A 17,938-nucleotide genomic window follows, 5' to 3' on the forward strand; every position below is an offset into this window, starting at 1 on the left:
GTCCTACTTCTATTGCTCGCGGAATGCGCGCGCCATGCTGTCGACAACAGGCTTGGCGATGTATTGTGCGAAGGTCCGCTCTTCAGTCTTGATCATGATCTCGACTGGCATGCCGGGTTTCGGTGCGAAACGTGGAACGCGGGCAATCTCTTCCTTCGACAGCGAGACGCGGACGACATAAACCTCGCGCGCGTTGGGCTGTTCGGCGGCCTGCGCGACCGCGTCGGCCGAGACATACTCGACCGTGCCGTTCAGGATCGGTGTCGTGCGTTGGTTCAACCCGACGAGCCGAACGGTCGAAATCTGCCCAAGCTTGACACTGTCGATATCACTGCGTGGCACAAGCGTCTCGATGATTAGCGGCGCATCGTCGGGCAGGATCTCGGCGATGGCGCGGCCAGTTTCGATGACGCCGCCTGAGGTATGGTAGTAGAGTCGCACGACCGTTCCCGAGACGGGCGCGAGCACTTCCGTGCGCAAGAGAACATTGTCGGCCTTGCGCATCTGTTCGCGGACGCTTTCCAACTCAGCCTGGATCGCCTGAATCTCGGTCAGTGCGGCGCGGCTGTACTCATCGTGAGTCTTCTCGATCTGGGTCTGGAACTTGGCGCGCATCTCGCCGATTTCGTCAAGTTCGGCTTCGATCCTGCCAATCTGGCCGATCGCATCGAGCCGCGCCCGGCGCAGCGCCGTGACATCCGCCTTCCGCGCGAGGCCGGACTGTAGCAGTTCATCCTTCGATTCAAGCTCTTCGTCGAGAAGCGCGAGTTGCCCGACCAAAGCTTCGTGTTGCCGGGCATAGCCACGATGGCGCGCGTCGATCGCGTCCATGTTGCGCTCGATCAGCATGACGTCGTTCGCCAGCCCCGAGCGCGCCACGGTGAACGCCAGCCGCTGGCTGTCGAGAATGGTGGCGACCTCAGGATCGGCGCTTTCGTCCAGGAGCGCAGGGGGCAAAGTCAGGGTGTCTTTGCCAAGATGTTGAGTCAGAAGCCGCTGCTCTGTCGCCTCGAGGCGCACCTGGCGCAGGTGGAGTTCGCGCTCGTTCGCCTTTGCGAGTGTCTCGTCGAGCCTGAGAATCGGCTGTCCCGCCTTTACGGTCTCGCCTTCAGCCACGAGGATATCTTCTATGATCCCGCCCTCGAGGTGCTGAATGATCTTGTTCTGGCCGGTGGCGACAAAGCTGCCTTGAGAGATGACTGCGGCGGCCAACGGCGCGCGGAACGCCCAGAGCCCGAAGCCTCCGAATGCAATCACCATCAGCGATAGTCCGAAAATCGCATGGCGTGAGATCGAACGTGGAACCTCGGAATACCATTCCGTAGCGCTGGGAACCTGGACAAGGTCAGTCATCTTGGTCCCCCTCTTCGCCCGATTGCGGTACCTGGCGCGCGCCGGTTTGTGTCTGCGACGCCACCCGGTTCGCGGCCGACTGCCGGTCGCCCCCGTGCAGTTTGGCCAACACCTCGTCGCGCTGACCGAAGAGCGCGACGCTCCCGTTGGCAAGCAGCATGATCTTGTCGACCACGTTCAGGAGCGCCGGCTTCTGTGTGATGATGACCGAGGTGATGCCATTGGCCCTCGCATGTTCGATAGCTTTGGCAAGAGCCTTGTCGCCCGCCACGTCGAGGTTCGAGTTCGGCTCGTCCAGGACAAGGAAGCGCGGGTCGCCGAAGAAGGCGCGGGCAAGCGCGATGCGCTGCTTCTGGCCGCCCGAGAGCGGCGAGCCGTCGGCCGCGACCATCGTCTCGTAGCCTTGGGGAAGCTGGGCGATCATGTCGTGCACGTCCGCGAGCACGGCGGCGCGATGAATCTGCTCGTCTGTCGCGTCGTCACGCATCCGGCCGATATTGTCCTTGATCGTGCCGGGGAACAACTGCACGTCCTGCGGCAAGTAGCCGATGTTCTCGCCCATCTGGCGCGGGTCCCAGTTCCTGAGATCCATGAGGTCGAGCCGGACATTGCCCGACGTCGGAAGGATCGAGCCGACGAGCATCTTGCCGAGCGTCGTCTTGCCCGCACCCGAATTGCCGATCACCGCCAGTGCCTCGCCGGGATTGAGCGAGAAGCTCAGCCCGTTCAGGATCACCTGCTTGGTGCCGCCCGGCACGTAAAGCAGGCGTTCTACGTCAAGCCGACCCTCCGGGCGGGGCAGGCGCAGCCGCTCGAACTGGTAGCGCGATGTGTTGAGGAGCCGCGCAATCCGGTCGTAAGCCGCGCGCGTCAGAAGGAATGCGTGCCACCCCTCGATCGCGCCTTCGACGGGAGCCAACGCCCGACCGGCGATGATCGACGCGGCGATGACCATGCCGCCCGTGATCTCTCCTTGAATCGCGAGATAGGCGCCCCAGCCAAGCATGCCCACCTGGGTCAAAAGCCGAATCGCCCGCGAGATCGCGGCAGACACGATGTTGCGGTCCTGCGCGTGAACCTGCGAGGTCAGCGACGACGCAGTGTCGCGGCCCCAGATGCGCACCGCTTCCGGGATCATCGACATCGCGTTGATCACCTGGCTGTTGCGCGACATGGAGTCGAGGTGCAGGTTGGCCTTTGACTGGGCCACCGTGGCCTTGGCAAAATGTCCGGATGTGATCCGCTGGTTGATGATCGCGATCACGAAAAGCGCCAGAGCCGTGCTCATCACGATCATCCCGAGCTCGGGATGAACAAGATAGATCGCCAGCATGAAGAGCGGCGCGAACGGGATATCGAGGAACGAGATCAGCGTCCCGGAAACGAGAAAGCCCCGGAGCTGCTGCAGGTCGCCGAGCGTCTGGTATTCCTTGCCGTTGCCGTTCAGTGAGGCGTGTGCGGCAGCGCTCAGGATTGGCGCGCCGAGCTGCGCGGCGACTTCGACCGCCGTCCGCATCAGCATGAAGCGCCTGACCGCGTCGAGTATGGCCTGGAGCACAACCGCACCCACGATAACGACCGTGAGCATGATGAGCGTATCGACAGACCGGCTGGTCAGGACCCTGTCCGATATCTGAAACAGGTAAATCGGGATTGACAGGATCAAGAGGTTTGTCGCGCAGGTCAGCACGAATACGAAGCCCAAGTTGCGCCGGACGGCAGAGATGCCGTTCTTCAGGCTTGCGCCGAAATCCTCTGGTCCGATGCGTTTGTGAAATGCGGTGCCCTTGCCGCCGCCGCCACCACCACCCGGCGGACCCACTGGCGTATCTTGCCGACGAAGGACGGGGCCCGTCGAGCCCTCGATCGTCGTTCCAATCACGCCGGAGCGCCCTTTGTCGGACACGCGTCCCCTCGCGGGGGGCTGGTTCACCCGCATTTCGGGCTTGAGAATAAAATGATCATGTTTCACTTTTTCGTGCGCCTTGCGCTTGGTCGAGAAAATCGGACCTTGCCCGTTTTCGGGGAAGTCGCTTGGGTCGCTAATATCCTTCAAAGAATAGCTCCTGGGTAATCTCGTTCAGGTCAGGCCAGGACCGACTGCATCACGTCGAGGCTGCCGGAATCGGACGACATCGGCTGCGCGCCCGCGCCATCGTCCGCAAGCGACGTATCGGGATCGATCATGTCGCTCGCCAAAAACGCGGCGACCGCCTCGTTCGTAAGCGCGGCCAATGCCACGCCGTCCGGTACGGCATTAGTGTCGATCAGCTCCGCCTGGTAGATCAGCGCATCGCTGTAGACGTCGCCGCCCGCCAGAACGACCGAGTCGATCCCCGCATCCTCAATGTAGGCGTCGTTGAGAAGCGCGTTAGAGCCGGTATTGACCGTCACATCGCCGTTGGCCGCGACGAAGTCCTCGAGCGCGAGATTCACCTGATCCGCGTCGCCGACATAGTTGAGCTGCTGGAGCGCATTCACCTTGATCAGGTCGCCGGAGATGTAGAGCACCGAGAGCGTGTCCTTGCCCTCGAAAAGCGCGTCGCCCGCGAGCGTGGCCGAGATTGAGCCTGCCCCGTTGGCTAGCGCCTCGACCTCGGCGCGGAACAGATCGGTCATGGCCGTGACCGTATCGATGCCGGTGGTCGAAATCGTCGCGCTGTTCTGCAGATAGTTGTCGCCGGACTCGACGCCGCCCGTCGCCCATTCGGCGCCTTCGATCGCGTCGCTATCAAGCAGCACGTTGATCTGCTCGATGAAGTTAAACGTGATCATGTTGCCGCCGACGATGATCAGGTCGTAATAGAACCCGAGTTCGACAAGCGAAGCGAAGTTGCCCAACGTGTTGCCGCCGAGCCCGATCGACGTGTTGCTGCCCGAGAATTCGATCTCGGCGCGGTCGTTATCGGTCGCGAAGATGTGTTGCTGCAACCAGTTGAGCAGGACGACGTCGCCGTCGATGCGCTCGACCTGCCAGTGACGCGGAAAGACCGGATCGTCCGCCGCGGCTGGCGTCGCAGCGTCTGCCGGCTGAGATGACATCAACTGGATCTGAGCAGCGTTGATCGCATGCGACGGAGAGCCGCCATAATAGCCGCTGTCGTTGTTGATGAGTACGTTGACCTGGCTGATCAAGTCGAGCCGCACGACGTCGCCCGCCACCGCGATGACGTCGGCATCGACCCAACTGATCCCGATATAGGCCTCGTTGGTCGAAAGGTTTTCGCCGGTCGAGACGTGATGGCCGGGTTCAACCGCGAAAGGGTTGTCCTCGGCGTCGTCCTCGGAGGCTTCGTCTTCATCCTCCCGCATCGACTTTGGCAGGTTCTCGCGGAAATCAGGCATCTCCTCGACGCGCTCGCCGTTCACGTAGATGCCGTTCGCATCCTCACCGTAGACGACAGTGACCTTCGCGCCTTCGACGGCTGATCCGTCAAGGTTCATGGCCTCGGCGAAGACGTCCAGGACGTCGTTCACCGAGGGCACGTGGCCGGGTTCCATGATCTCGGAAATGCCGAGGCTGAGTTCCTGTGCCACTTCCGCCAGTTCCATGAGCTCGGCGGTAAATACGGATGGATCAATGAACTCGTATCCGTGGCCGAATGTCAGAAGATCGTTGTCCGACATTGTCAGCGATTGAACGGTCACCGTCACAATGGAGTTCGGCGGCGGGATGTACCAGTGCAATTCCAGTTCGGCGGGTCCCGCTCGGGCCGCCGCAGCTTCAGGAAGCGAGACTTCGGCTGATACGGAGCTGGAATATGCGCCACCGCCGCTACCGGACTCGGCTAACGCGAGCACCGGCGCCGCGGACGGTTCGGCGGCTGGGGGCATCGACGGCAAGCCCTTCAGGCCTGGGTCGAAGCCATTGAGATCATAAGGTGCCCGGACCGAGATATTGAACTCGGGAAGATCGCCGGGTTCCGGTGCATCTTCGAGCCTGCCACGAAATGCGTCGTATTCGGCGCGCATCCGCGCAGCTTCGGTATCGAGATGAAAAAAGCCTATGAAATGAGCAATTGCTTCGGTGGTGCGATCAAGGGGCATGAACCTCGCCCTCCGTTGCGGAATCCCGGTAAACACCGGGTGATCTGAAAATCAGATGAGGACGGGGCCGGCCAGCCGGCCCCGTCCATTAGCTTGCCTTAGCCAAGATCGTCGTCGCCGACGACCGAGGAATTCAGGTCGCCGCCAACCACGGTCATGTCGACCGAGTTGCCGAGGATGTTGGCACCCATCACGATGTTCTGGTTGAACGCCGTGATGTCGAGGGTCGCCGAAGCATCCGCGAACGATTCGCCGTTCACGTAGCCGTCGTCGCCATTGCCGGAGCCCCAGCTGCCAGCGCTACCGCCAGCACCGCCGTCGCCATTGGTGGCCGTGCCACCATTGCCGCCCCAGGTATTGGCGCTTCCGCCGGCGCCCGTAGCGCCGATCGACGAAGCGGACGTGCTCGCGCCGCTCGACGTGTTGGCCGCGTCGTCGTCCGAGCTGGCGGCGCCGCCGTAGCCGGCGATCGCGTCAGCCATGCCGTCGGCCGAGCCGTTCACGTCGTGATCGGCGAACACTGCCGACCAGCCGCCGTCACCGCCAGCGGCTTCGGAGTCACCGACGCCAGCGCCAAGCGCAGCCGCGTCGGAATCGGCATCGTTGGATCCGTCGCCGCCCTGGCCAACGCCAAGCCCGAGACCGGTGCCGTCGCCGGCAACGTCGTTGGTTGCCGCGTTGTCGCCGCCGTCGCCGCCTTCCGACAGACCCGCGCCGACACCCACGCCGACACCAGTGCCGTCGCCGGACGTTGCGGTGCCGTCGCCGCCGTCGCCCGCATCCGCGTCGCCGACGCCGATGCCAACGCCAGTGCCGTCAGCGTCGCTGTCAGCGGTGCCGTCGCCGCCATCGCCGGCTTCAGCATTGGCGAGCGCTGCGTTGATCAGGCCGAGACCCGCCGCTGCGATCGCGCCGGCCGAGCCGCCCATGCCGCCCGTGCCGTTGGCGTCGCTGTCAGCCGCACCAAGACCGCCGCCGAGGCCAGCCGCGTTGGCGTCGCCGCCGTCACCGCCATTGCCTTGCGCGCCGCTCGCGCCGAGGCCGCCGCCGAGGCCCGCACCGATGCCAGCCGAGTCGCCGCCATCTGCGTCAGACGCCGCCTGCGACGTGCCTTCCGACCCCTCACCGAGGCCAACGCCAAGACCGGCGCCGTCGCCGCCCGTGGCGTCACCAGTCGAAGCATCGGAGTCCGCACCTGCGAGCCCGACGCCGAGACCAAGCGACGTGCCGTTACCGCCAGCGCCGCCAGCACCTTGGGTCGCGGAATCGTTGCTGCTGTGGTTGGCCGAGACGTTCAGCGCACCGGCGTCACCGCCGTCGCCGCCCTCGGAGTCGCTGTCCGTCTCGGCTTCGCCGCTGACGTGGTTGAACGCCGCCGAACCGGAATGGGCGTCGCCGCCGTCACCGCCGGCACCGGCCGCATGGCCACCGTCAGCCTGGGCATAGCTGCCGCCGCTCCCGCCATCTGCTTCCGCGTCAATGCCTTCCTCGGCATAGGCCCAGCCGCCATTGGCGTCGCCGGAGTTGTTGAACGAGCCATTGTTGTGGACTTGCGGGTTCTCGAGGTTGTCATTGTCCTCGAGGTTGGCCGATTGGGCGTTGAACGTAGCCGCGAGCGAGCCGCCGCCGGAGTTCAGGTTGTTCAGCACGTTCTCGATCTCGAGGTCGTTGCCGGGATTGTAGTCGATGTCGAGATCACGTCCGGCGCCGATGGCCATGCCAACCGCGGAGTTGTCGATGTCGATGATATCGTCATCGCGCGGGATCCACTCACCGCCACCGAAGTCGATATTGATGCTGTTGGTGTTGGTGTTGCTGTCGTCACCACCATTGGTGTTGGCGTTGTTGGAGCTTTGACCTTGAAGCTGGCCTTGGCCCTGGTGTTGACCCTGCTCCTGGCCCTGTTCGGTCCGGGTCGAGGTAGTGCTGGTGTTGGTGTTGGTCGCGTTGGATTCAGAATTCGAATTCGCAGACGCGTCAGCTGCCGCGTTCGCTTCGGCACCGGCCTCGGCGCTCGCGTCGGCGTCCGCGTTGTTGATGTCGATTTCGTGCTCGCGGATGTTGATGCCGGTTTCGACGTTGACGTCGACGTCGGTGTCATCAAACGCGAACTGGTTCTGCTGGTTGCTTCCTCTACGGCTAGACATGAGTGTCTTCCTTAGCAATGGCACCCTGTCTCGCCGCCACTCATTTCATAGGCGGCACTTGATGGGTGCGGTTTCGGTTTGGATTTCGGCCACAGGAAACGACGCATCGCATCGATGAACCGCCGGCCGTCGCGGTCTGTCTGTTACTGTTCCCCCCTCTTCAATGACTTACCCAGAACAACTGCCGGTGAATCAACGCCACGCCCCCACCACTGAAAAATCGCTACAGAAAACTTCGGTGCATAAACGTCCGGCAAAATACTTGGTCAGAACACGGGCTCTCAAACGAACCCAGACCCAGATGATTGCATCGCGGGGTCGATGCGGAAAGCTGGACAAAGTGTTAACGGGGCGAGAATTAGTCCGCTCCAGGATCGGCACAGTTGGGACAACTAGTTGACACACAAACGCCTTTTTTCGTTTTGCGCCACGGCACTGCTTCCTCGTTAGGAGGCGCCAAATGCCCCAAGATCGCAGCGGACCTAACCGAATGGCTAGGTCTCCGGCGATGCCGAGAGAAGGTGGAGTACGGCAGCACAGCCGGTCGCCGTCGAACGATCAGCATGGAGCTAACTCACTGAGCGGTAAGAGAGCTTCCTCAGTCTCGCTGCTGCTTTGGCTGCGCTCTCCAGCCTTTGCCTCTCCAAACGGTTAGTAACGAAATCTGTTCGGATTATATGCGAATCGCGCTATGCTACTGTCCGGAAGGAGTTCTTTCAGCGGAGAATTTGCAAAAGCCCTATCCAGACAAATTTATTGGGTGAAGGGAACCTATAGATGTTTGTTGTGAATGGCTCGGGTCTTTCCGACCCGACGAAAATTGACGTAGAGCACATGCTTTTTATAGGCAGTTCCTGCGTTTTTCCCGATGTGATGTTGCGCCTCGTGCGCGTCGAATTCGAAGGCGTCGATGTCTTGAGGCTCGACGGTCTCGATCAGGAGACTACGCTGCCCGAGGCGGCGATGCTCAGGCTCGTGGTCATCGACGATCGGTTCGCCAGGACGGTCGAAGAACGATACGACGAAATCCGGCAGCGCTTCGCGGGGGCTCAAATCGCGCTTGCGTATCGTGACGCCAATGTCGCGCGCCGGCTCTTTTCGGCGCAGCAAAGCCAGGGACGGCTGTCAGGATTGCGCTTCATCCCGATGAACGCGCCGGTGGCGGGCTGGGTCTCGATGCTGCGGCTCCTGCTTGCCGGCGATTTTGTTGTGCCTGGTGACCTCGTTGCACCCGCAGCAGGCGGCGCCCAAGCCACGCTGATGCAAAACGCCCCCGCCTCAGCAGTTGAAGCCTCACTTACTCAGCGCGAGCTAGAGGTGCTGGACCGCGTCGCGTTGGGACACCGGAACAAGATCATCGCCGACGATCTTGGGGTGTCGGAACACACGGTGAAGCTTCACATTCACCACATCATCTCGAAGATCGGCGTGCAGAACCGGACGGCGGCCGCGAACTGGTATCTTGCGCAAAGCCGGACCGACAGGACACCGCGTCCCGAGTCATGAACGCGCGCGGTCAAACCACGCCGTTCGACGATGCGCTGCTTTTGATCGGACGGCTGAACTACACGTGGACAAACACTGAAAGCCTGCTCGTCCACGCCATTGCCGGCCTAGCGCGGACTGACAAGGAAACGGCCGTCATCATCTTTCTAACCCTCAATACCATGCGTGCCCGCGTCGATCTCGTCGAGCGCCTCGCCAAGCTCGACCGCATCTCACCACCCGAGCGCGACCGCGTTCTGACGGCCACACGCAAACTCGTGACGCTTTCGGTCGCACGAAACCGCTACAACCATTCGCTTTATGCCTTCGATCCCGAAACGGGCGGCGTGCGGACAATCCTCATGCGGATTGCCGACCGCAAGGACGAGATCAAGATGGGCAAGAGCACGGATCTCGACGACTCCGCATTGGATGAGATCAGGTCAGTGATCGCGGACCTTGGCAAGCTCAACCGAGAGCTCTGGTCGATCATCAGCGATTTCGGGTATCCGGCTTGATTGCCTGGCCGATGCACCGCGGCGGCCGCGGCGTTGCCGCGAGAAGGGCGATAGCCATGCATGGTTGTCTCGGCGGGGCAAGACTCGCGCAAGCCTTCTGCGGCTAGATTTTTATGCCGCTTTTCGGCAGACTGACGAAGGGTGGCAGCTGTGGGTGTTGGCGGTGTCCGGCAGGGTGGTCGGGCGACGTCACATGCAAAGTGCGGCTGAAGACAGGTAACGGGTCTTCGTCCGTATCCGGTGCGGGACTGGATAAGCCGGTCGCGTGATTTCGCCGATTTTGGCGAAGGACGGAGCCCCCACGGCGAATTTGAGGGGGAGAGGGTTATTGGGAACAAATTCCGCGGTCGGTGTTCAGGACGGCCCGTTTTCCGCGACCGGTGACGGTGCCGGAATATACTGGAGCCAAGCCCATGTGCTTGCCTTCGACCGTCTGGGTTTCGCGATCAAGAGCCGCGCGCCACTGACCGTATTCACCGGAGTGGACGGGACTGGGCGGACGACGCTGCTGCGTGAACTCGTGGAGCGCAACAAGGAAGATATGCTCATCGGAATGCTGTCTGATCCCGATGAGCTTGCCGGGGCGCCCAGCGCCGCCGTCCTGAGGACTTTTGGCGAGCCTCAGCCGCCTGCGCCGGAGGAGTATCATCGGGAAGAACTCTCACGGCTTCTCGACGCCTCCGCCGAGGTCGGTTCGACTCCGGTTCTTCTCATCGACGACGCGGACCGACTGTCGGACGAAACGCTTCGGGCGGTTTGTCGGCTGATCGAAGGCGGTTCCGGAGAGCGGCCCGAAATCAAACTGATCCTGGCCGGACCGCCTGAACTCTTCGAGTGGCTCTACCGCCGCTCACAGCTTCTTGTCGGCCCGACATTTGAGCTGACCGCGATGTCCAAGGAGGACACCGCGGGTTATGTCGGCCACATCTTGAAGTCTGCCGGCATGAAGCCGGGATTGTTCGATGCCGAGGCACTGTCCGAGATCCATCGGCGCACGGGCGGCGTCCCGGTGAAGATTAACGCGGTGTGCGAAGGTTGCCTCAATCAGGCTTGCGAAGAGGGGGTCGCCGAGATCGGCCGGGGTCTAGTGCGCAGAGTGGTGATCACGCATGGCACGCGTGGGCTGATCCATCAACTGGAAATCGAACGCGAAGCGGAACCCCGCTTCGAGGTGCCCGACGAGATGCCGGATTTCGACGCCTCTGCGCCGTTGTCGACAACGGCCGGCGTTCCGCTTGTTCCCGAGTCTCAGCCAACACCGGCGATACCGCGCGAGCCCGCCGAGGCAGGCGTCGCGCCAAAGGAGCCCACAGCACAACGACAGCACGGCGCGTCACTCGCGAACGCGCTGAAGGCATTCAAGAAGACGCCCGGCGCTTCTTCTACCGTCGAGCCGCGCGTCCGTTCGCGTATCGGCGCGCTTTCGGCGCTCGCGCGACCCGCCCCGGGCGAGAGCAGTCTCGAGCGCCTTCGCCGGAAGATGTCGTCGGAACCGGACCGGTCCGCGCCGATGCGCCCCGAATCCGCGACGGTCTCTCGTGAACGACACGCCGCGCCCAGTCCGCGCGGGCGCCGCCGTTCCATCCTGGCGGGATCGGCGTCGGCGGTTTTGCTGGTCGCTGTGGGGGCCGCTCTGTGGTCGGCACCGGACGGTTCGCTGCGGAACGGGCTTGAAACCGTGAAGCTTCAAACCGTGTCTCTATTCGGCGGCGCGTCCGAAATGCGTGCTCAGTCGGCGCTGTCAGCCGTCCCGGAGAGGGCGCCTCCGGCGGTACTCGACCGCATCGCCCGAATTCGGGCGGCAGTCGCGGGCGTACCGGACGACGCGGGTGCGCGGTTTCGTCAGGCAATCGAGGCGGCAGGCGAGGACGCCGAAATCGCGGTTGTCAGCTACGCCCGGGCCGCGCTGGTCGGCCACGATCGCGCCGCCTATTACCTGGGCCAGATCTTCGAGACAGGCGAAGGGGTCCCTGTGGACAGATCCTTGGCGCGTGCCTGGTACAAGCAGGCGGGCTCTGACTTCAGCGGTGCGGTCAAGCTGTTGGGCGCGCTTCCTCCGCCGGAGATACAGGGTGCCCTGTCGGCGCCTATACAGCTTTACGGCGGGCAGGAGCCGAGCGGTTCGGTAGAGTTGATCTGGACAAGCGGGGAAGGACGTGACCCGACGTACTACCGGGTCGAACTTGCTGACGCACAGGGAAGGACAGCGATGTCCGCACAGCCGCTCACGATCTCGGCGCTTCGGCTTACGGTCCCGGAAGGCGTGCTACGCTGGCGAGTGGTCGCTGTAAGCGACGATCCGGCGGCAGAGGCTACGTCGCCTTGGCTGCCGATTGGCGAGCACTGAAGCGGTGCCGGGTTCGGGTTCGCCCCCGCACCCGGCGGATTCTGTTAGCAGCCGATTTCGGCGCAGATGCGCTGGCGATAGGCCTCGTTCGCCTGGCTTTCAGCGCTGGGCGCAGCCGCCACCGCGGGCGCCTGGGCGCACTGCAACTGATAGGAGTCGCTCAATCCCATGTTAACGCAGCCCGCAATGTCCCAACCTGGCGGAATGTCGTTCAGATCGACGTTCTGCCATTTCGGATGCCCGGTTTCCCTGAGCTTCCCGAAGTTGGTGAATACGAGGTTCGCCAGATCCGATACCGACTGACAACTCGCCCGATGATACGAATTGCGATTGGGCACGTATTCGTAGGTCATCAGCACGGCCTTCACCGCGACCACGTCGATTGCTTCGGTCTGGAACGGGTAGGTTCCCGGCTCGATCTTCGAAGGCACATAGACCTGGGCGAGCGTGGGATCCGCAATTGGCAGCAGATGCAGCTTCGTGCCGTCAATCGAAGGTGACTGAAAGATCTTGGTCGGTGCGCCCGCGACGTAAAAGAAGGCGTCGATGCTGCCATCGATGAGCCGGGCGAGCGATGTGTCGGCGTCGATCTTTAGCCGTTCGGCCGGTTGCACGTCCGCAAGGTCGAGCACCAGTGACGCGGTCAGGAAAGTGCCGCTGTCCTCGACGCCAACCGCAACGCGCCGACCGTTCAAGTCGGCAAGCGATCCGATTTCGCGCTTGGCGAGAATATGCACCTCTTCGTTGTAGAGCGGGAACGCGATCCGAACGCCGAAAATGGCCCGCGCGATTGCCGGATCGTCGGCGGAGTAGGTCTTGAGATATTCCAGCACGTCGCTCTGAACGATGCCGAACTGCGTTTGTGGGCGTTTTCGCACGCCAAGGAAATTCTCGAGCGAGCCCGCGCTTTCGTGCACGTTGTACCGAAGGCCGCATTCCGCGGCCAGCCGGCTCATGTCTTGGCCGATCTGGATATAGGTCCCAGTCGGTCCCCCTGTGAGGATATTGCGCTCGACCTCCTGTGCCGCCACCGGGCGGACGAGCAATAGAGCCAGTGCAAGCAGGCCGACGCATGCGACCGCTTTCTCTTTGAGAGTTGTCACCTTTCCCTCCTTCTCAAATCAAAGGACCGCAGTTCAACACGCGCCCACGGACTTCATTAAAAAAACGAGTGTCTGACGATTTATCGAGCCGAATGACGCCCTGAGCGCATCTGTCGGGCACATCCCGTTCGCTATTTCGATCGCCAATTGATCGACCTTCGCCGGATCGGCTTCCCCCAGCCCCGGCGCCCTGCGCAGCATGGCGTGCACGTCGGTGATCGGGCGTGTCGCAAGCCTTGGGGCGGCAGGTTCTACGCTGAGCGCCACGGCCGCGGCCTGTTCAGGAACCGCCTCGCGCGTGGCGCCGCCTTCTTCGAGCTGTTCGGTAATCAAGCCGAGCCGCGCTGTGGCCTCGTCGGCCTGTTGCCTGAGCAATTCGAGCTCGCTGGCCAGCTCTGACATTTCGGCCCGATAAGCCGACACCCCTCCGGGCGCAGTGGCAGTGCCGGTCGTCGAAACGCCCGCAGTCGTCGCGCCTGTCGCGGCATTCGGTGTTAGGGCCTCCGCAGCCGCCAGCGCCGCCGCAGCGGCTTCGGCGCGTCTGGCCTCCAGATCGATGACTTCGGCCGCAACGCTGTCGCGTTCATTGCTGAGTGACGCGACTTCTTCCTTGACCCGTTCGATTTCATCGTGGCCGGCGGCGATCGTATCCTCCAACTCAAGCAGCACTGTCTCGAGTTCGGCTTTGCGGGTCTCGAGCGTCTCTAGCTCCTCAGCCGCCGCAGAAGCGGCGGCGGCATGTTGCGATCTGTCTTCGGCAACGGCAGCGAGTTCCGTTATCTCGGCTCGGTAGCCATCAGCCTCTGCCTTGAGAGTATCGAGCAGTGACTGGGTCTTCGTCACGTTCTGTTCGGCTTCAGCGACGGACGACAGGATCTGCTCCCGCTGTGCGATCGCGGCTTCGACTGCGCTTTCCGCGCTGGCCCTGGCCGCCGCGAGTTCGTCGAGTTCCGCCACCAACCGCTCGCGCCCTGCAATCGCGGCCTCGGTCTCGTTCTCCGCGTCCGCCTTGGTCACCGCGAGTTCGTCAAGTTCCGTCGCCACACGCTCTCGCCGCTCGCGCATGCCGTCCTCTTCGGCGGTGAGCCGGGCGCGCTCCTCTTCGAGCGTTTCAACCGACGTGGCAATCTCCTGCTTCAGCTGCTGGGCCGATGCCAACTCGGCCTGAAGTTCGGCAAGTTTTCCGCGCGCGCTTCCCAACTCCGCCTCCGCCGCCCGCTTCGTGGCCTCTATCTCCTCCACTTGGGCGGTCGATTGAGCGAGCCTCTCACGTGCCACGGAAATGCTCGCTTGAACACTTGTCATCTCCCCGCGCATCCCCTGCAGACGCGAGCCGATATCCTGTTCCTCGGCCTTGGCCGTCGCGGCCGCTGCCTCGGCCGCGGTTTGCTGAGCCAGCATGGCGTCGAGTTCCGCCTTCGCGCTTTCGCGCACTTTTGCGATCGCGGCCATTTCCTCGCGTGATCGCACAAGTTCCTCCTGCGCGGAGGCCAGATCGGCTCGGTGCGTTTCCATTTCGGTACCGACAGAGCTGAGGCTAGCCACCTTGGCCTCCGCTTCAGATGATAGCCGCTCAAGTTCCGCCTCGGCGGCCACCAGCGCCTGTTCAGATATGTGAAGCTCTTCGTCTGTCTCGACTTTCTTCTCGGCCAGTGCCGCGATCTCGGCTTCGAGTTCGGCGAATCGCACCTGCCCGCTTGCAAGCGTTGCCTCAAGCGCCTCGGCCTCATCTTTTGTCGTCTCGTAGCGCTCCATCTCCAGGGCGGCACCCGCCAGCCGGGTGTCGAGCTCTGTCATCTCCTCGCTGCCGGCCTGAAGCCGGGTCTCGATGTCCTCAAGCGCTGTTGTACGCTCGGCGAGCTGCCGTTCATGGCTCTCGATCTGCGCCTCCAGATCGCGCCGCACTTCAGCCAGTTCCGCAAGCCGCGCCGTGTCAGCGCTGCGCTGTCGGCCCATTTTCGTGATTTCGTCGGAAATCACCGCCAGTTCCTCTTTGGCACTGGAGATCTGTGCGGACAGACCATCCCGGTCGGACCGCGCCCTGGCGATTTCATCTTCGAGAAGCGCAAGCACTTTGCGCAACGAAGCTGCCGTCTCTGACGGCTGCTCTTCGACTGTAATGTCTGTCGCCGCTTGCTGCGACCATCCGGCGGATGCCGTAAAGATCAAACCTAGAATCGCAACAGAGCGGGCAAAACGCCCAAAAAACACCATTCCCCCCCGAACCCCCAAAACTGGAGCTGCTTCGCAACGGTCTCACAAAACCTTCTAAAAGTCGAATCTGTCGGGATGACATACTGGCGCCCAGCTGAATGCACCGATCGAAACGTCAAGCATGCAATGCTCCACGCTGGAGAAGTAAGATATTGAATATTAATGTAAAAGTGAAATCGCAATCGGTCGTCCCTTTGCTGGCCGCTGACGACGGCCTCCGGGAAAACCGCTTGGGCGCGGAGGCTTTAATGTTGCGAAATCATGGGCAATCAGTGCACAGAGCGACTTCAGTCGTCAGAAGTGCCTCGGAAAGATTCCAGCAAGGAAACGAGCGATGATGCGCTCGGCATCCTTTCGCGAAAACGCCTTTGGATGAGATAAATAGTCAGTCCACATGCCTTCGAGCAGTGCGAGCGTCCCGTATGTCGTTTCCCGCGCGACCGTGACGCCATCTGTAATTCCGTTGGCCTCGGCAAGCGCCACGAAGGCTTCTCGGATCATGCCGCGCAGCCGCCGGTCGCGAGTGTCGCTGTAGCGTGCGATACCCTCATGCGCGTTGGCCCGGCCACGGAAGGCATGCCAGATCGCCGCGGAGCGTCCGTTCAAAATTTCTTCGCTGAGATCCGCCCGGACTACCGCCATGATCAGGGCCGCTGGATCGCCTTCCTTTCCGGCGAGCTGGCGCTCCATCTCGTCGTAATACTCGCGGCTGAACGCCTCTGCGGCGGCGACAAGAAGATTGTCCTTGCCGCCGAAATGCAGGTGGATCATGCCGCGCGACAGTCCCGCCCTCTCGATGATGCGGCTGACCGTTGTGTCCGTGATCCCGTGCTCTGCGATGGAATCGAGTGCTGCCGCGATAAGGACTTGCCGGTTGCGTTCGGGGTGTCGAACGGCCTTCGGTGACTTCTCGGCGGACCCTTGTTCATTGTGTCGCATCGTCAATCCGTCTGCTTTTCGCCCGCGTCTTAAGTCAGCGATATCACCGCGATTGACAGGGGTGTCGAACTTGCGCAATCTTAAATGGACGATCGTCCATTAACAAGGGTGGCGGCGTCGGACGGCCAGCTGGGGGTGTTTCTTGCTCGATATGAGAAGCGAGTCGTCCAGAGGTATGGCGCTCAGCGCGCCGGCCACGCTCTATGTCGGGCTGCTGGTCGCGGCGCCGCTCGTGATCCTCGTCGCCTACTCGCTCTGGACGCAGACCTACGTGACGATCGACCGGACGCCGACGCTCGCGAGCTACCGCGAGGCGTTCGGCGACCCGCTCGTGCGGCACCTCATGCTCCGCTCGATCCTGATCGCGGGGGCGGTCACGGTCGTGACGGTGGCGCTGGCCTATCCTATCGCCTATTTCATCGCCTTCCGGGCGCGCAAAAAAACGCTCTGGCTGCTTCTGATCACGATCCCGTTCTGGTCGAGCTACCTCCTACGCGTCTTCGCCTGGAAGCTGATCCTCGGCTTCAACGGCGTGATGAACTCCGCGCTCCTCGCGCTCGGGATTATCGACGAGCCGCTGACCTTCCTCCTCTACAACGAATTCGCGGTCGTCCTGACCCTCGCCCATGCCTGGGCGCCCTTCGCGATCCTCCCGATCTACGTCTCGCTCCAGAAGATCGACCCGAGCCTGCTCGAGGCGTCGACCGACCTCGGCAACGGCCCGGTCGAAACCTTCCTGCGCGTGACGCTGCCCCTGACTATCCCCGGCATCATCGCGGCCTGCCTCATCATCTTCATTCCGACGGTCGGCGATTATGTCACGCCGTCGCTCGTCGGCGGGTCGGACGGCAAGATGATCGCCAACCTGATCCAGGTGCAGTTCGGCGCGGCCAACAACTGGCCGCTTGGCGCGACGCTCTCGCTACTGGCGATGCTGTCGGTCGGCTTCGTCGCCATCGTCTTCGTGATCGGCGCCACGGGGCTCGGGAGGCGCATCCGATGACGCGCGCGAACGGCCTTCTCTTCTATATCATCCTCTATCTGGCGTTCCTCTATCTGCCGGTGCTGTTCCTGCCGCTCTTTTCCTTCAACGACGGCACGATCGTGGCCTTCCCGATCAAGGGGTGGACGCTTGAATGGTACCGCCAACTCGGCGGGCAGGAGACGCTCCTGCAGGCGCTCGGCAACAGCCTGATCGTCGGCGCGGTGACGGCGCTTTTCGCGACCTCGATGGGGCTCTTCGCGGCGCGGGCCTATGTCCGCTACCGCTTCCCCGGCAAGGAGGCGTCCGAGGGGCTCGTGATGCTGCCCCTCGTCATCCCTGGCATCATCGTCGCGTCGTCGATGCTGATCCTCTTCATCTCGATCGGGCTGAAGCCGTCGCTCACCGCCGTGATCCTCGGCCACACCTTCCTCGCGCTGCCGTTCTCGGTCTCGATCATGAAGTCCGCCTTCGACGATTTTGACGTCTCGCTTGAGGAGGCGGCTTTCGACCTCGGGTCGACGGTGACAGAGACCTTCCGGCGGGTGACGCTGCCCATCGTCTTCCCCGGCATCGTGTCGAGCCTGCTCGTCACCTTCACCGTCAGCTTCGACGAATTCGTGCTGGCCTTCTTCCTCTCGGGCAACCAGCCGACGCTGCCGGTCTATATCTGGAGCCAGATCCGCTTCCCGGCCAAGCTGCCCAACACGCTCGCGCTCGGTTCGCTCCTGCTTTTCGCCTCGGTCCTTCTTCTGGTGGTCGCCGAGATGTTCCGCCGCCGCTCCTCGTCCTCGCCCGTGTGA

Annotated in this window: 12 protein-coding genes; 5 read left to right on the forward strand and 7 right to left on the reverse strand. The window is 62.7% G+C overall.

Annotation, left to right across the window (positions count from 1 at the left end):
* Positions 1 to 9: 9 nt before the first annotated feature.
* The 4 genes from DEA8626_RS16275 to DEA8626_RS16290 all read right to left on the reverse strand — a co-directional run bounded on the left by DEA8626_RS16275 (position 10) and on the right by DEA8626_RS16290 (position 7,547).
* Positions 10 to 1,353: an HlyD family type I secretion periplasmic adaptor subunit gene (locus DEA8626_RS16275; RefSeq protein ID WP_108854286.1), complete on the reverse strand. Its 1,344-nt coding sequence runs from the start codon at positions 1,351 to 1,353 to the stop codon at positions 10 to 12.
* The gene (locus tag DEA8626_RS16280; RefSeq protein WP_108854665.1) at positions 1,346 to 3,292 is read right to left on the reverse strand and encodes a type I secretion system permease/ATPase; all 1,947 of its coding nucleotides are present in this window, start codon (positions 3,290 to 3,292) and stop codon (positions 1,346 to 1,348) included. The genes DEA8626_RS16275 and DEA8626_RS16280 overlap by 8 nt, the downstream gene beginning before the upstream one ends.
* Before the next feature lie 146 nt (positions 3,293 to 3,438).
* Complete coding sequence (locus DEA8626_RS16285) at positions 3,439 to 5,400, reverse strand: hypothetical protein (RefSeq protein ID WP_108854287.1); 1,962 nt, start codon at positions 5,398 to 5,400, stop codon at positions 3,439 to 3,441.
* 98 nt (positions 5,401 to 5,498) lie between these two features.
* Positions 5,499 to 7,547 (reverse strand): hypothetical protein, encoded by a 2,049-nt coding sequence (locus DEA8626_RS16290; protein ID WP_108854288.1) that lies wholly within the window; start codon positions 7,545 to 7,547, stop codon positions 5,499 to 5,501.
* 834 nt (positions 7,548 to 8,381) lie between these two features.
* Here DEA8626_RS16290 and DEA8626_RS16295 point away from each other — a divergent pair.
* The 3 genes from DEA8626_RS16295 (at position 8,382) to DEA8626_RS16305 (ending at position 11,897) form a co-directional block, all read left to right on the forward strand.
* Complete coding sequence (locus DEA8626_RS16295; RefSeq protein WP_181366488.1) at positions 8,382 to 9,053, forward strand: helix-turn-helix transcriptional regulator; 672 nt, start codon at positions 8,382 to 8,384, stop codon at positions 9,051 to 9,053.
* Positions 9,050 to 9,550 carry a hypothetical protein gene (locus tag DEA8626_RS16300; protein ID WP_108854290.1) on the forward strand — a complete coding sequence of 167 codons (501 nt, stop codon included), beginning with the start codon at positions 9,050 to 9,052 and terminating at the stop codon, positions 9,548 to 9,550. The genes DEA8626_RS16295 and DEA8626_RS16300 overlap by 4 nt, the downstream gene beginning before the upstream one ends.
* A 328-nt stretch (positions 9,551 to 9,878) precedes the next feature.
* Complete coding sequence (locus tag DEA8626_RS16305) at positions 9,879 to 11,897, forward strand: AAA family ATPase (protein WP_181366489.1); 2,019 nt, start codon at positions 9,879 to 9,881, stop codon at positions 11,895 to 11,897.
* A gap of 44 nt (positions 11,898 to 11,941) precedes the next feature.
* Here DEA8626_RS16305 and DEA8626_RS16310 read toward each other — a convergent pair whose 3' ends face one another.
* The 3 genes from DEA8626_RS16310 to DEA8626_RS16320 all read right to left on the reverse strand — a co-directional run bounded on the left by DEA8626_RS16310 (position 11,942) and on the right by DEA8626_RS16320 (position 16,153).
* A complete protein-coding gene (locus tag DEA8626_RS16310; protein WP_108854292.1) occupies positions 11,942 to 13,000 on the reverse strand; it encodes a TAXI family TRAP transporter solute-binding subunit in 1,059 nt (352 codons plus the stop codon).
* Between the two features lie 33 nt (positions 13,001 to 13,033).
* The gene (locus DEA8626_RS16315; protein WP_108854293.1) at positions 13,034 to 15,082 is read right to left on the reverse strand and encodes a coiled-coil domain-containing protein; all 2,049 of its coding nucleotides are present in this window, start codon (positions 15,080 to 15,082) and stop codon (positions 13,034 to 13,036) included.
* A 426-nt stretch (positions 15,083 to 15,508) separates the two neighbouring features.
* Positions 15,509 to 16,153 carry a TetR family transcriptional regulator C-terminal domain-containing protein gene (locus tag DEA8626_RS16320; RefSeq protein WP_108854294.1) on the reverse strand — a complete coding sequence of 215 codons (645 nt, stop codon included), beginning with the start codon at positions 16,151 to 16,153 and terminating at the stop codon, positions 15,509 to 15,511.
* Positions 16,154 to 16,328: 175 nt separating this feature from the next.
* On the opposite strand from DEA8626_RS16320, the gene DEA8626_RS16325 reads away from it, so the two are divergent.
* Complete coding sequence (locus tag DEA8626_RS16325) at positions 16,329 to 17,156, forward strand: ABC transporter permease (protein WP_245890893.1); 828 nt, start codon at positions 16,329 to 16,331, stop codon at positions 17,154 to 17,156.
* The gene (locus DEA8626_RS16330; RefSeq protein WP_108854296.1) at positions 17,153 to 17,938 is read left to right on the forward strand and encodes an ABC transporter permease; all 786 of its coding nucleotides are present in this window, start codon (positions 17,153 to 17,155) and stop codon (positions 17,936 to 17,938) included. Before DEA8626_RS16325 ends, DEA8626_RS16330 begins: the two co-directional genes overlap by 4 nt.

The organism is Defluviimonas aquaemixtae (genome assembly GCF_900302475.1).
Classification (GTDB): domain Bacteria; phylum Pseudomonadota; class Alphaproteobacteria; order Rhodobacterales; family Rhodobacteraceae; genus Albidovulum; species Albidovulum aquaemixtae.

Coding starts and splice junctions, on each gene's coding strand:
- DEA8626_RS16275 (WP_108854286.1), bottom strand. CDS start 1,353: ATGACTGACCTTGTCCAGGTTCCCAGCGCTACGGAATGGTATTCCGAG.
- DEA8626_RS16280 (WP_108854665.1), bottom strand. CDS start 3,292: ATGCGGGTGAACCAGCCCCCCGCGAGGGGACGCGTGTCCGACAAAGGG.
- DEA8626_RS16285 (WP_108854287.1), bottom strand. CDS start 5,400: ATGCCCCTTGATCGCACCACCGAAGCAATTGCTCATTTCATAGGCTTT.
- DEA8626_RS16290 (WP_108854288.1), bottom strand. CDS start 7,547: ATGTCTAGCCGTAGAGGAAGCAACCAGCAGAACCAGTTCGCGTTTGAT.
- DEA8626_RS16295 (WP_181366488.1), top strand. CDS start 8,382: ATGCTTTTTATAGGCAGTTCCTGCGTTTTTCCCGATGTGATGTTGCGC.
- DEA8626_RS16300 (WP_108854290.1), top strand. CDS start 9,050: ATGAACGCGCGCGGTCAAACCACGCCGTTCGACGATGCGCTGCTTTTG.
- DEA8626_RS16320 (WP_108854294.1), bottom strand. CDS start 16,153: ATGCGACACAATGAACAAGGGTCCGCCGAGAAGTCACCGAAGGCCGTT.
- DEA8626_RS16325 (WP_245890893.1), top strand. CDS start 16,329: ATGGCGCTCAGCGCGCCGGCCACGCTCTATGTCGGGCTGCTGGTCGCG.
- DEA8626_RS16330 (WP_108854296.1), top strand. CDS start 17,153: ATGACGCGCGCGAACGGCCTTCTCTTCTATATCATCCTCTATCTGGCG.